This is a genomic window from Bradyrhizobium sp. FW305-F6, from assembly GCF_058782905.1.
The window spans coordinates 13,344-27,142 of sequence record NZ_JBYSYD010000006.1 but is presented as its reverse complement, the minus strand read 5'-3'; the positions used below and the strand labels follow the sequence as shown (position 1 = coordinate 27,142).

The 13,799-nt window shown below is 60.6% G+C and carries 8 protein-coding genes and 1 tRNA gene; 4 read left to right on the top strand and 5 right to left on the bottom strand.

Annotated features, from left to right (window positions below):
• Positions 1 to 42 precede the first annotated feature (42 nt).
• Positions 43 to 119 (top strand) — tRNA-His (locus tag AC3WLX_RS30470).
• Between the two features lie 658 nt (positions 120 to 777).
• Here the strand turns inward: AC3WLX_RS30470 and AC3WLX_RS30465 are convergent.
• Genes AC3WLX_RS30465 through AC3WLX_RS30455 form a run of 3 tightly spaced genes read right to left on the bottom strand, consistent with a single transcriptional unit; the run spans position 778 to position 2,818 of the window.
• The gene (locus AC3WLX_RS30465) at positions 778 to 1,701 is read right to left on the bottom strand and encodes an SIR2 family protein (protein ID WP_061020539.1); all 924 of its coding nucleotides are present in this window, start codon (positions 1,699 to 1,701) and stop codon (positions 778 to 780) included.
• Complete coding sequence (locus tag AC3WLX_RS30460; RefSeq protein WP_061020540.1) at positions 1,698 to 2,279, bottom strand: hypothetical protein; 582 nt, start codon at positions 2,277 to 2,279, stop codon at positions 1,698 to 1,700. The genes AC3WLX_RS30465 and AC3WLX_RS30460 overlap by 4 nt, the downstream gene beginning before the upstream one ends.
• A 5-nt stretch (positions 2,280 to 2,284) precedes the next feature.
• On the bottom strand, positions 2,285 to 2,818 hold the full coding sequence (locus tag AC3WLX_RS30455) for a hypothetical protein (RefSeq protein ID WP_061020541.1): 534 nt from the start codon (positions 2,816 to 2,818) through the stop codon (positions 2,285 to 2,287).
• A gap of 632 nt (positions 2,819 to 3,450) precedes the next feature.
• Here AC3WLX_RS30455 and AC3WLX_RS30450 point away from each other — a divergent pair.
• From AC3WLX_RS30450 to AC3WLX_RS30440, 3 genes are all read left to right on the top strand, one after another.
• Positions 3,451 to 4,557: a hypothetical protein gene (locus AC3WLX_RS30450; RefSeq protein ID WP_156456690.1), complete on the top strand. Its 1,107-nt coding sequence runs from the start codon at positions 3,451 to 3,453 to the stop codon at positions 4,555 to 4,557.
• A gap of 130 nt (positions 4,558 to 4,687) precedes the next feature.
• Positions 4,688 to 7,255 (top strand): PD-(D/E)XK nuclease family protein, encoded by a 2,568-nt coding sequence (locus AC3WLX_RS30445; protein WP_245325048.1) that lies wholly within the window; start codon positions 4,688 to 4,690, stop codon positions 7,253 to 7,255.
• Positions 7,252 to 10,533 carry a UvrD-helicase domain-containing protein gene (locus AC3WLX_RS30440; RefSeq protein WP_245325050.1) on the top strand — a complete coding sequence of 1,094 codons (3,282 nt, stop codon included), beginning with the start codon at positions 7,252 to 7,254 and terminating at the stop codon, positions 10,531 to 10,533. The genes AC3WLX_RS30445 and AC3WLX_RS30440 overlap by 4 nt, the downstream gene beginning before the upstream one ends.
• 7 nt (positions 10,534 to 10,540) lie before the next feature.
• Here AC3WLX_RS30440 and AC3WLX_RS30435 read toward each other — a convergent pair whose 3' ends face one another.
• Both AC3WLX_RS30435 and AC3WLX_RS30430 read right to left on the bottom strand, forming a co-directional pair.
• Positions 10,541 to 11,959 carry a UvrD-helicase domain-containing protein gene (locus tag AC3WLX_RS30435; RefSeq protein ID WP_061020544.1) on the bottom strand — a complete coding sequence of 473 codons (1,419 nt, stop codon included), beginning with the start codon at positions 11,957 to 11,959 and terminating at the stop codon, positions 10,541 to 10,543.
• Positions 11,946 to 13,664, bottom strand: coding sequence for an ATP-dependent nuclease (locus tag AC3WLX_RS30430; RefSeq protein WP_061020545.1), 1,719 nt, complete (start codon positions 13,662 to 13,664; stop codon positions 11,946 to 11,948). Before AC3WLX_RS30430 ends, AC3WLX_RS30435 begins: the two co-directional genes overlap by 14 nt.
• Positions 13,665 to 13,799 lie beyond the last annotated feature (135 nt).

Here is a 13,799-nt window from a genome sequence, read left to right as displayed (position 1 = left end):
CGGCCCTCTCGCAGGGCGTCCCAGGGCGCGGCTCGCCAGGATGCAGTTGTAGCTCAGTTGGTTAGAGCGCCTGTCTGTGGAACAGGAGGTCGGTGGTTCGAGCCCACCCAACTGTACCAGACAAATCAAGCGGTTAAAGAAATCTCCGTAGTTTTAAATACCCTCATAGCTACCAACTAGCTACCGCGACGACGGTGATCTTGGGCGACTGGACGTCACTCGTTTGTGAGTGACTTCGCGCTATCGCCCGCCTGCGCTTTGCCGTCGTCCTCTCAAGGCTGAAACAGGGGTTCGATTCCCCTAGGGAGCGCCAGAGATTTCAACAACTTACGGCTTCTCTCGAAGAGTCGTCGAATATCCGTCGAATAAGCGCCAGCGAACATCGGCGAACTCCTCCACGCCATTTCAGTGATCCGATCGCCTAGCTCTCTGACCGTCAGAACATCATTGAGACTTGTCAAAGGATCCGCTTGAACGGATCAAAGGCAACAAGGCTCTTCGCAGAGCGGGCCGAACAAGCATGCATCGCAATGAACAACACCGACGTGTGGTGCGCGGTGCTAGCTTTAGCCGACCTCGACTAACGAACGGATGATGTCAGCGCGCGGCGCCGAGCATGTTCGTGCCGTTCGCCCCTGAAAACGGCTTCTTGAATATCTTCGCAGTGACGGTGACGGCCAGTCTGCTTCCTCAAATGTTCGTCGTTGCGCCGAGTGTCGAACCGAGAGACAATTGCAGGAGACGAGCCACGACGAGAATGCGCCGGATCTCCGGACTTCAGCTAAAGAACTTCGAGATCTCGGTGTGGGCGTAGCGGTTGCCGCCGAAGATGTCTTTCAGCGGCGTATTCATCATCCCTATAATCTGCTTCCGGTCGATGCGCTTGTCTCGATCGATGGCCTGGAATGGGGTGGGATCGACGACGAACAGCTTCAGATGGGAAGCAAGGCCATCGACGATGGCGTCGTTGATGTGCTCGTCGCTGAAGCTGTAGCCGATCACCATCAACCGAGCCGATGGTCGTGCGAGCATTCTGCGAAACTCATCGTGGTACCAGGTCAAAACCGGAAAGCGGCCTATGCTGACGGCTTTTGCACCGCCCATGATGATGATGCGCTTGCCGCGATTGGACTCTACCCAATTCACGGAACCGTGGAGTTTCACGTAAGGCTGCGCGCCGCTCCCGGGGATGGTGGCGAAGGGTGGATGGGGCTCCATGATCGCGAACTTGTCGTGTCGCGAGCCGGTCGGCGTATAAGGCTGCATGTAACGCATGCCGGGACATTGGAGATGACCCCAGTTCATCGGCGGCCCGATGTGCGGATTGTAATGCTGCTCCAACAGAGTGTCCTGATTGAGCGTGAAGATGGCGTGAAACCGGCTCAGGAAAGCAGCCATGGAATGCTGGACGCTTGGCGGGTTCTCAAATTCGAACTGGGTCTGCATGAAGGATTGGTTCATGCCGTTGAAGATCCCGACCACCGACGTGAGCAGCGCTTCGTAGCGCTTCTGGTCCTCAGGATCGCTCGAAATCTGAAAATCGGCCATAACGCCCTCGAAAGCGCCGCCCGAAGCAATCAGCCTCTCGCGCGTCTCTCCATCGATATCGCGATCGCTCAAGACCGAACTGAACACCTGCGATGCCAGCGGTGCGCCCCAGTTATGGGAGAACCCCGCGCCGGTGAGCAGCATGAAGGTCATGGCCTATCCAACATGTCCGAAAAGAATCTGTAGGTGAGCCTATCAGGAGCGTTGTCGAGATACACCCGCATTCGTTGCCGGCTCTGCGCAAGTCCCGCCATCATTTCATGCTCGGTGCGCTTGCTCAGAACGACGCCGGCCGATCGCGGCTGGGCGAGCCACTTCTCCTCCAACGCAGTTGCCGCCTCCGATTTGGTGATGTGATAGGTGTACTTGTGCCCCTGCCGAACAGGAAAATCCAGGATCAGTACCTCGCCGAGCGGATTGAGGTCGGGGCGCTCGGCCCGCGCAAGGGTCAAATCGGTCTTCTTTCCTTCGTACCCGAGCCACGCGTGGGATATCATCGCGTCGTCCGTCCCGTCGTTGACGTAGCCCACGACCGGCGTCGTGCCGATGCCTCGCTCTGCGAGGTACAGGTGCAGCAGGAACGTCATGCGATAGCACATGCCGGTGGCTTCATCGGGCTCGATGAAACGTTCGAGCAAGCGCTGCGCCGCTTCGGCGATCTGGACCTCGGTGGGCGAGAGGGTGGCTTTCCAACCGTCAATCTGCGTGCGCCGGTGCTTCGCCTGGCCCATGATCCCTAATCCTTCCGGTCCAGCGTCTGATTGCGGTACCAGTCCGCGTTGCCGGGCTCGTCGCGAAGCCTCTCGACCGCGGTCCGATAAAACGATTTCCAGCTTGCGGCTTCCCGCACGATCTCGATGACGGTTGCCTTGCGGACCAGATGCTCCGAATATCTGGAAGGGCTGCATCCGGCCCAATACTTCTCGACGTTGACGGACGGGGTATTCCCCGCTGCGATGTCCTTCGCGACGCGATCGAATGTATCCAAGTCCCCGGTGTGGAGCAGGTCGTCGTCCTCGAAAGACACCTTGTAGAGGGTGCGCACGCCTTTGCCGCGGTGCCGCCAGTCCTGTTCGGCCATTTGCGGATCCGAGTAGAGATAGAGCGCGTTGGCGCGGATATCGCTATGCTCGGGGCTGTTCCGCAACGCCATCTCGGCTTTGCGCGAGATGTCCGGAAAATCGGCGACGTCGAGATGGTCACCGCCCGTTTCCATGACGTCCGCGCTCTTGAACGGTTTCCGATGGTCGGAACGATATGCGATCTTCATCGCTGATTCCTGTCGAACGATTCGGCGCCGTGCGCATCATAGAGCGTGAGATCGGCAAGCGGCTATCGGCGTGAAACTGCTCTCGGCCCGAAAGGGTCGAGCTTATCTCTTCCGCCGCGCCGTACCGCCCGGCGGATACTATCTTCGATAGGCGTCCAGGAAATCCTGGTCGCGGCAGATGCACCTGCCTGACGTGTCTCGAGCGATCGCGTCACGAAAGTGTATGCGACAAACCGCTACCGGTGCTGTCCGCTGATTAGATGCTGGCATCGCTGGCGATTACAATGAAGCCGGCGTCGCGGAGCTCCTGCTACGTTAGTTCCATGCTTCGTGCCTTGCTTTCGCGGACAGTTCGGAGTGACGTCTACAATGCGCCAAGGTCGCAGACCGAAGTCCTCGGAAGGGAATCTCGGACGAGCAAAGATCACGGGACAATTCACACTAATTGTTGAAAAGTTCGGCGAACGGCAATAGATTCGCCTCACGCCGCCTTCGTCGGCTAGGCCGCTGCCTCGGCAAAGGACTTTTGGTCCAACGACTACTTCATCATCCAGCTCTCGCGACCGATTCCCCTCATTCGGCCGATGAGACGAGCAGCGCGTCTTGACCCGGCCGAGATGAAGGACGCTCGCATGTTCTCGACCCTCGAAGGCGCGAAGAAATTCGCTAAGAACCTCAAATCTTTGTTCGACGACAGCGGGATCATTTTTCCGCTTAATCGTTGCCAGCAAGCCGCCGCGATCGCGGGCGGCTTTCGAGATTGGCACGACCTCAGCAGATCGTTGGCAGGGTCGGAACGGCCCGTCGATCCTGGCGCATTTCGCCGGAGGCTGATCGCGTTTCTGCCCCAGCCATGTTGGATCCCCGCATTGTTTTGGTTGGATGAGGGGAAACTGGAGATATCGGATGGCGACGGACTCTCGCACAACTACTACCGCGCCGTCGTGCCCTACGTTTTTTCATCGTCCGTCATTCACCGAAGCAAGTCCGCTCTGCTTCGGCCTGGCTCCGGTGCGGGACAGCGGTTGCGGGAATCGATGGTCGTCTCTCTCTTGCTCGGAGGAAAAGGCAGCAAGAGATTGATCCCGCAGCTCGAGCCGGACACCTTAGCGCTCGTCGTTTCCGGCGACACCGCAAGTCTTTTCGGCGTCGATGCGGAGCATCCTCGGTTCGAGAAGGATTTCGCCTCCCTCGTGGCGGCCGGCATATTCGAATACGAAGATGGCATCCTGCGGGTCCTGCCGGCGGACAAGGACGAGGTCGCTGCGCACGCGGCCAGAGGGTTCACCGACCGCGCACAGTATTTCGCTGGCGTCGGAGGCGACGAGGCAGTGGAAGCGCTCTCCGTGGCGCTCTCCGCAACCGGAATTGAGCAGCCTACGCGTGTAGCGGAAGCCGTCGTCGACAAAGGTTCGGAGACACAAATCACACCGCCTGGGCCAATCCTCGAACTGTTGTCCAAGCTTGCAGAGAATGGAGAACTGGTTGCCGTTTCCCGGGCTTGGCGCGTGTTTAACATGATCCATCCAGAGAGCGCCGACTTACTGCGCGAATCGGTGCCGGCTAAGATCTTGTCACCCTATCTCGCCCGAAACCGCGGGATCGATGCCGGGAGGATGGTCGGGTGGATGTCGACAAGATCGGAATGGGCAGAAGCGGCGAAGGCCGCCCTGAACGATCCGGCGCACTTCAAGAAGACCGTCGACGAGATGGCTGACGCGATAGCGGCGACGCGTTAGACGGCGGGAATTGCGTCGCCCTTAAGATTCGCGATTTCGGCAGCGATCGGGTATCGCTGCCTTCAGTCCGGCGATAGGGCGCGAAATGCTAATCCATACTGTAGTCGTCGATGGGCCTTTAGCGCTGCGAATGCGGCGCCTTGATGCGGCTCGCGAAGGGGCCACGGGTCGGCAGGTCCTGACGCTGCCGCTTCTCGCCGCACGCCTTGCCGGCGGCTTCGTGTCGCCAGCCTCGCACGAGGTCCTGTATCTGGCTATCAGGCAGGCGCTCGAGGCGGGCGGATACGAGGACATTGGCAAGGTTTCCGAACTGCCGGGGATGCCCGCGGCTGCGCTATCGGCGCTCCGGGACTGGTGGGACATGGAGGCCCCGGCTTCTTTGCCCGACAATGCCCGCCTTAGGGACTTTGTGTTGCTCGAACGCCGCGTCCGAGACGAACTGCCGTCTGGAATGCTGACGCCTCCCGATTTGGTCAAAGCTGCCCTGGCGCGACTTCGTTTCGCTCCAAAAGTACTCGGCGCCGTCACTATTCAAGACGTCGCCAATATCCAAGCCGTTTGGTATCCGCTCATTCAGGCGCTCTGCGATGTCGTGCCGGTGCGATGGATTGCATCGCAGCATAGTCGGCGCGACTGGTTCTCTGGGAAGACCCAAACGCGCCCATCCGGCACAGCATTGCTTGGCTCCGCAGATCTCTGTGCCGATCCACGAAACGAAGTGCGGGAATCATTGCGTTGGGCGCGCGCGCTTGTGGCGGACGGAAAAGCCGCTCCCCACGAGGTCGCCATTTCGGCTGCCTCGCCGTCGGCTTGGGACGATGCGTTTCTGGTTCTCTCGCGCGAGGCAGGTATGCCCGTGCATTTCACGCACGGCATTCCGGCGCTAGCGACCCGTGAAGGGCAGGCCTGCGCTGCACTCGCGGACATCCTGCTACGCGGGCTGTCTCAGGAACGCGTGAGGCTCCTGTTTGCCCGGCTGCCGCGCAGCCCAGCCAAGGAAAACGTGCCCAGCGACTGGGCTAAAGGCTTGCGGCGAAGCGCGGCGCTGACCAGTCCGACCCTTTGGCGGCATGTTCTGGAGCAAACTCGAGACGAAAGGGCAAATGGTGACCTTGCGGAACGGACATTGTTGCCGATTCTCGAAGACTTGGCCGGCGGGATTGCGTCGGCAGAGGGAGTAGGGCGCAGTCTTTTGAATGGGCCGGCGCTGAGCCTGTGGCGGGATGCTTTGCGCATGGCGCCCCCACAGGCAATCGAGCTCTCCTTGCAGGCTCTTCGCGTTGCCGACGGACGCGAGCCGGGAAATTCTATCGCGTGGGGACCCGCCCGTCACGTGGCGGCGGCCCCGCGCGCATATGTTCGCCTCGTCGGGCTGGATGCGAACGCGTGGCCCAGGCGGTCGAACGAAAACGCGTTGCTACCGCAACATCTGCTTGGGCAATTACGACTTCCGTCCGCTGAAGCAGCCGAAATTGACCGGATGACGCATGACATCATTGTCGGCCAATCGACCAACTACTCGCTGTCACGCGCCCATCGGAGTGCGACTGGATCTCTACAAGCAGCCAGCACATTGTGGCCGAGAAAAGCAGAACGTGTCGTCGGGCGGAGCGCGATACCCCCGCATGCTTTCAGCGAAAGCGATCGTCTGTACGCCAGACCTGGCGACGCCGGCAAAGATCCCCAAGTGCGTGCAAGTCGTGCGTGTTGGCGCGCATGGTGGGATGGTGAGCAACACACGGCTCATGATGGGAAGGTTCGTGCCAACCACCCGCTCGTTGTCGATGCCCTTTCCGAAGTCCAATCCACGACCTCTCTCCATCGCCTTCTATGCGATCCGTTGGGGTTCGTCTGGGAGTACGCCCTTCACTGGCGCGAGCCAAATCTAGACCCTCAGCCCCTCGCTCTAAACCATCGCGCCTTCGGCGAGCTCGTTCACGCTCTTATTGCGGGCGTGTTGCGGAATGGCGCGCCAAAAAACATCGATGAGATTGAGATTGCCCTGGATCGAGAGGCCGCCCTTCTTACCGAAAGATGGCTAATCACCAGAGCCGTTCCACCGGGGCTTCTCTGGCGTCATACAGTGGAGATGGCACGCGAGCGAGCGCTGCGAGGACTCAAAGATACAATCGATGAGCCGCGCGGCAGGAGCTGGACCGAGCTTTCGTTTGGCGAGCCCAATGACGGACCTCATCCATGGACCACACTCTCACCGGTCCAGATCGGAAAGACCGGAATTGTCTTCCGTGGACGAATTGATCGCCTTGACGAAGACGCGGCACGCGGCGCGGCAGTCGTCACGGACTATAAAGTTGGGACGGCGCCCGAGCGGAAGAAGTTAGTCGTGTTCGATCGTGGCGCAGAACTCCAGCGTGTCTTCTACGGCCTCGCCGTGCGGTCTCTCCTTGCTGATGTTCGGAGCGTGAGCTCGCAATTGACTTACCTAAAGCACGACCCGGCGCGGACTTTAAGCCTTACGAACGAGGAACTTGAGAAGGCGATTGACCAGGCGGTCGCATTCACGGCGGCCGGCGTTCGGCTGCAACGCAATGGCCAGATTGCGCCAGGACCTGCGCCTATATTCTTTGATCCGCTTGCTATCGCCCTGCCAGCCGAGCTCGATTCTTACCGTCGCGTAAAGCGGCGTCTATTTGCTGGAGCGAACAGCGCGCTAGACAAACTTTGGAGTAGCCCGTGAGCGTGCCTGACCTCGATGCCCGCAGACGCGCGCTCACTGATTTTGAGACCAACATGCTGGTCGAGGCTGCGGCTGGCACTGGCAAGACGTCATTGATGGCCGCGCGCGTCGCGATGATGATCGCAAGCGGGATTGGTCCTTCAAAGATTGCAGCGATCACCTTCACCGAACCGGCGGCGAGCGAGCTGGAGGCGCGGATACGCTGGACGGTCGAGGAGCTTCGCCACGGAAGGACTCCGCCCGCACTTGCCGGAATTCTCTCACTGCCGTTAGACCCAGCAGAGCGGGCGCATCTTGATGAGGCAGCACCACGCATCGGAGAAATCACCGCCACGACCATCCACGGGTTTTGCCAAGGAATTCTTCGTTCGCACGGGATAGACGTGGGCCTCGATCCCGGTTCGCGTGTTGTGGACGCGATCATTGCCAATGCACTCTTTGACGAAGTGCTCGCGAATTGGCTGAAGGAGATGCTGGTCTCTGACGAAGCAGACGGCGGTCCCATCGGTGTCCTTGCCAAGGATGACCCGCTGGGGGTGGTCGAGCGGGTCCGCGAACTTGCCATCCTCCGGCGAGAGCATCGCACCGCGACCGTGCCGGCGCCGGATTTCTCAACTCGCCCGGACAAAACGTTCGCAGACGCCGTCTCTGCATTTGCCCGCTGGCATGTCGCGGGACCAGGAGAGCCGTGGACGGCAGGCCTCATCGCGGATCTTGAGCGCCTTTCTGCGTTTTTTGCAGGCGATCACGCCACTGCGAGTTTTTCCGCGTTGTGGCGCCTGACCCAGCCGCCCCGTATCGGTATGATGCGGCAAAGAAGCATCGACTTGCTGTCTTATGACAGGATGCGCGCTTGGAAGCAGAGTCTTGGCGAGAAGGATGGACGGCGTCGCGCAAATGAAGCGGTCGAACACTTCGAGACGGTTCGCACCGCGTATCGAACGTTGATTGGCTGCATTGCGCAAGGTCTGGCGCATGAATTGGCTGCGCATCTGACCGGGGTGATCGAGGCGTACGACCGGCGCAAGCGAGAGGCGGCCGTTCTCGATTTCGATGACTTGTTACGTCAGGCGCGAGCGCTTGTTTGCGAGAACCCCGATATTCGCGCTTGGCTCGCCGGCCGGTATGCTTACCTGCTGGTCGATGAATTCCAGGATACTGATCCCGTGCAGGCGGAGATCGTTTTCTGCCTCGCTGCGCGTTCGCAGCCAGCGACTTGGAGCAGCGCAACATTGCGCCCTGGAGCGCTCTTTTTGGTAGGAGACCCCAAACAGGCGATCTATCGATTTCGTGGTGCTGACATTGAGTCTTACGCCCTCGCGAAGTCCGTACTTGGAAAGGCCGGCAATGGCTGCGTACTCTCTATCACCGCGAATTTCAGATCCCGGCCGGATGTCATCACGCACGTAAACCACGTGTTCAGCGACGTTCTTGGAAAGGCGGGACAACCGGGTTTCGTCCCGCTCGCACCGACTCTTACGCTGCCGCCAATGCCGATCAGTGCGGCGGCGAAGCTGACGATCGATGTGCCACGTGATGCCAACGCGGAGGAACAGCGCGAAGCGGAGGCGGAAGCTGTTGCCAAGCTGTGCGCGCGCCTGATCGGCGCCCTGAAAATCCATCATCCGGATGGAACTGAGCGCTATTTGCGCGCAGGCGACATAGCGCTGCTTGCTCCTACACACACCGATCTCTGGCGTTACGAACGCGCCCTCGAAGCGCAACGCATCGCGGTCGCCTCCCAGGCAGGTCACGCGCTCTTCCGGCGCCAGGAGCTTCAGGATATGCTCGTCCTGGTTCGTGCGCTGTCGGACCCGCTCGACACTCTGGCTTTCGGCGCGCTCATGCGAGGTCCCGTCCTCGGACTCACCGATGAAGACCTTCTTGATATTACGGCGGCTCTCTCGCCCGACCAAGATGGGCGCCGGCGCTTCCAGTTGCGGACCTCAGCGGACGACGTAGTCAACCCCCTCGCAAAAGATGTTCTGTTGAAGCTCCAGGCGCTGCATCGCCTTGCCGCTGAACTCACGCCGATGCAGCTCGTCGCTTTCGCAATCGAGCGCCTCAACTTGAGAGTGATCATGGCGGCTCGGCATGGCCAGCGCAACGCGCGCGCGCTCGCAAACCTTGATGCCATCGTCGAACTCGCCAGACCCTACAACGTTGCCGGGCTGCGCGCGTTCGCGCTCGATCTCCAGCGCGGATGGCAGAGCAAGCGCCGGCATCCGGAAGGGAGAGTCGACGCGTCCGAGGACTCGGTGGAGATCGTCACCATGCACAGCGCCAAGGGGCTGGAATGGCCCGTGGTCATCACCGTGAACTCGTCGACGCAGTTCAAGCCCCAGGATCAGTTCGTCTATAGGCAGTCAGACGATACAATTCACTGGATCGTCGGAGGGATCGAGCCGCCTGAACTGGCTACCGCCCGTGAAGAGGAGGAATTTCGCGAGGCGCGGCAGCGCGAGCGGCTCTGGTATGTCGCAACAACGCGTGCCCGAGATCTCTTGGTGATCCCTGATCTGCCCGGCGCTCCCTCGCGATCGTGGTCGCGGGTGATGAATCTGGGGCAAAAGCGACTTTCCGAGATCCGAGCTGACGCGTTGCCCGAGCCTGTGATGAGCGCTTCGCAACCCATCGCCAATGATCAGACAGTGGCGGTATTTTCTGCAGAAAGCCAGCGACTAGCCGCCGCTTCACCGCCGATCGTATGGGACCGTCCGAGCGACCGCGATGCTGATCGCAGCGCCGACCTTGTTGATGCATTCGTAGTCGATGCGGCGACCGACGTGACGGCGCGGATTGTAGGAGCGGGCGCTCTCCGAGGTACGATCCTGCACAAGCTTATGGAAGAGCTACTCACGGGGGAACTTGAGCAATTTCGTGAAGAGGCTACCCTTCGCGCGACCGAGCTGCTTGCTCAACTGCAATCCGATGATCCGACGGATGCCGCAAGGCCCGACGCGATCGAGATGGCCGAGACGGCGCTGAGCACGTTGGCCCTGCCTGAGCTCGCGCCCTTCCTCGCGAAACTGGTGCCCGAAGTCTCGCTCTGGACGGCAAATCCGCCGCGTTTTCTTGCGGGTCGTGCAGATGCAGCCGCAATCGAGGGAGAGCGCATCACACTCGTCGTCGACTGGAAGTCAGACGTGAATCCCGCGGCGACGACACACAGTGCGCATGTGGCGCAACTGCGCGACTATCTGCGTGTCACGGGTGCCGAGCGGGGCGCGATCGTCTACATGTCGGCGGCGCAAGTGTCTTGGGTCGAACCGCCGTAGCCCCGATTTACCAGGGAGGGTTGAGGATTGGCGACGGCGAGCACACCAAGACCCGGCGCGATCCACGAGTCATCGCGACGTAGAGATTGCGCGCGTTGAGAGCGCCGGCATTGAGGACGACCGAGATGTCGGCTTCGAGACCTTTCAGGAGTAAGGTGCTTCCGACCGAACGCTTCGCAAGCGGCCGTCCGATGAGCCGCGAGTACTCTCGGATCGTCACAGTCGCTTCTCGAAACGATGGTCCCTCCGGTGAGGTTGCAAGTTGAAGAGCGCGCTGTGCGGCTGCCAGAACTGCAGGACGGTAGCAGCGAACTCCGCCGGCGCGGTTGATGGTGGTGAGTAGATCCGCAACATCTGCAAGCGACCGCGAATTGTCAAATCTTACGGCCGCTTGCTCGATGGCCGTGAGAGCCCGCCCGAGTTTACCGGCGTGTGCGGTCGAAACAGACTTGACCAGATCGCTTGCTGAAAAAGCGCTCATCAAGTTTTCTGCAAAGCCGGCCACGACCGAGAGCGCGTCTGGTCTGGCAAGGTCGAGGGCACTGCCAAACTCCGTGAGGTCGCGCAGGTCCACAGCCTCGACGGTGACGGCTCCTTCGACTTGCCGGGCGAAACGACGTTGTCCCCGAGGGTCCGTGCTGTCGCCGATAATCAAAACCTTCGTGTCGCCCGGTGCGGCGACCGAAGCCGCCGCCTGCCGCAAGGCATCGTCCTGGCGGCCATCGAGTTGAACCCACTGCACACTGCCCGGTGCGGTCCGAAGATCGATCGGTTTCCCTGCTGCAAGGTCGGGTCTTATCGATAGCAGCCACTGACCCAGATCGTGCGCGCCTGCGTTGTTCCACCTCCACGGTGTGGTAAGTTCTCCCGCCTTTGGGAAGAACGCCAGTACGTCCGTCTGCCAATCCGCCAACTGATCGGCGCCGAATCCAAAGATGGCCTGAAACGGATCCCCGACGATGGCTGTGGGTAGACTCTGAGCTAACCACGTTACCAGCGCGTGCTGTCGGGTCGAACAGTCCTGATACTCATCTACATATAGTTGCGCGAAACTGGCGGCGAGAATGTCATTGAGGTGGCCGGCGGCGACGAGACGGGTTGCCGTGTCACGGATCGCCTCATAGTTCGGTCGGGCACCGGTGACGATGCGCGGATCATGCCCCGCTCGCTGAGGAAATGTCGAAATAAGTTTGATGGCGAAGCCGTCCAGCGTTGCTGCGCGGTAAGCGCTCGGCTTTACACTCGCTTTTTCGAGGCGGCCGCGTAGTGCGGCGACGCCAGCGTTTGTGTGAGTCAGCACCAAGATTGGCTTTGAGCCGTCATGCCTCGCGAGAGCATCCGTGATAAGTTGGGTCTTGCCGCAGCCGGCTGGCGCTATCACCAGTCCACGCCCAATCGTGCGCAGGTCGATGTCAGCGGCCGCCATCTTCGACCCAGTCCAGAACGCCGTCCATCACGTCGGTGAGACTGTCGTCAGTCTCGCTATAGGCGGGGCCCACGATAGTCCGGCCCGCCGTCTCCATCGTGCTGATGGTCTTTAGCCATCCAAAGCGCGCCGCTGCATTTCCGAGAAGCGTTCGCGTATCGAGGCCGAGGCCATCTATCAATGCCTCGTTTTCCAGATCCGTGAGGCTCGCCTCGTTGTTCGAAATCGTTTGGATATGCGCTTCGATCAACGCGCGTTCCTTCACCTCGATGGCGAGATCCAGAAGATCAGCAGCGGGGCCGTCCGGAAGTGCGGCGAACAATTCCTGTTCCAGCGCTCGCCCGCCATCCCATGCAAACACGCTGCCGCCCCTCGCAATGAATGTAGCTTCCTTCTCCGCTGGGGCGGGTTTGTCGCTGTCTCGCAGGATAGCCGTCCGGTAACCCAGAGACTGCAGAGCGACCGCGCGGCTGAAGGTTTCGTCGCCGTTGCCGTTGACCAGGGCTGCGCCATTTGCTGCGAGCGATTTTTCGCCAAGGCTAGTGAAATGCTGATCTAGGCCGCGCAATAGGCCGATTTCGCTGCCACCCTCGCACACCACGATGGACGAGGCGAGCAATGCATGGGCGTGGGCCCGGATCGTGCCCTGTACGTCCCCGGCGTCGCTCGCGCGGCGGACCGTATGCTGCTCGTCATTCTTGCGGACGATATGAAGCTGGTGTGCGCTCAGCTCGGTGACGGCAATTGGTGAATGGCTCGTTGCAAAGACCTGCAGCGGCGGCACGTCTTCCTTGGCTCCCAGTGCGCCGAGCAAGCGGATGATCCGGTGCGGCTCAAGCCCATATTCCAGCTCGTCGATCAGAAACGTCGTCGCCTTTTCGGCCGCCTTCCGCTGCAGGGCAGCGATCAGCAGCCGCGAAGAACCAAGTCCGAGAGCGCGCAGCGGCACTCCGTCATCGTCATGCAGCGAGATCGTGCCGCCGGTGAACGTGACAGAACCGGCATCGATCAGCGCCTGTACAGCCTTTCCGACCGGTACGCCCATATTATCTGCAGCGACCGTAACGATCTTGAGCGGTTCCGCAAGCTCTTCGAGCTCTTTCTTGTCGAAGGCGTCGCGCATCTCGCGAGCTGCCCGCGTCAGCTCCTTTGATGCGTTTGCTTTGCCGTCGCTGAGCTTTGTCAGCACGGATCCTCGCCGCCAAGTCAGATGCATGTCCCCGGTGACGCCAAGCCTCGCCGGAGCGATACGCGTGCGGTCCGCCCAGTTGAGATTACGTGTCCGACCTGCTGCCTGGGCACGCGGCGAGACAAGTTTCCATTCTGGTTCGAGGTCGTCATGCACTGTGAGCTGGAGCGTCAGGGCGGTTTCGAGCCCGGCGCCGGGTTCCGGCTCCACGAGCCCGGTGTCCACATCGAAGCCCACGAGGAAGTCACCATAGGCATCGATGTTCTTCAGAGGGTCGTCGAGGTCACCAAGGGTCAGCGCAATGCGGATCGGTCGGCCGAAATCTATGGCGTGGAAATCCGCGTCAGTGAACGAAAGCGATCGGCGTGCACCGAGGCAAAGATCGATTGCATCAAGGATCGTCGACTTGCCGCTGTCGCCCGGTCCGACCAGGCAATTTATGCCCGGACTAGGCAGCCAGCGAAGGGATTTCACCGCTCGAAAGTTCTCAATTTCAACCACACGGATAAGAGCCATGCTGCGTTCTCCTTCCGCTCGCGCGTCGCCGGAAACATCCACCAACGGGGAGAATTCCGCAGCTCTTTGTCAATCCAGCGCCAGCCCAACGACTTGGCAGGACTTGACTTACAATGCAAATGCATTACATCGGAA

Bases quoted from the DNA above. Each gene is read 5' to 3' on its own strand.
- AC3WLX_RS30465 (WP_061020539.1), bottom strand. From the start codon at position 1,701: ATGACCTTCATGCTGCTCACCGGCGCGGGGTTCTCCCATAACTGGGGC.
- AC3WLX_RS30460 (WP_061020540.1), bottom strand. From the start codon at position 2,279: ATGGGCCAGGCGAAGCACCGGCGCACGCAGATTGACGGTTGGAAAGCC.
- AC3WLX_RS30455 (WP_061020541.1), bottom strand. From the start codon at position 2,818: ATGAAGATCGCATATCGTTCCGACCATCGGAAACCGTTCAAGAGCGCG.
- AC3WLX_RS30450 (WP_156456690.1), top strand. From the start codon at position 3,451: ATGTTCTCGACCCTCGAAGGCGCGAAGAAATTCGCTAAGAACCTCAAA.
- AC3WLX_RS30445 (WP_245325048.1), top strand. From the start codon at position 4,688: ATGCGGCGCCTTGATGCGGCTCGCGAAGGGGCCACGGGTCGGCAGGTC.
- AC3WLX_RS30435 (WP_061020544.1), bottom strand. From the start codon at position 11,959: ATGGCGGCCGCTGACATCGACCTGCGCACGATTGGGCGTGGACTGGTG.
- AC3WLX_RS30430 (WP_061020545.1), bottom strand. From the start codon at position 13,664: ATGGCTCTTATCCGTGTGGTTGAAATTGAGAACTTTCGAGCGGTGAAA.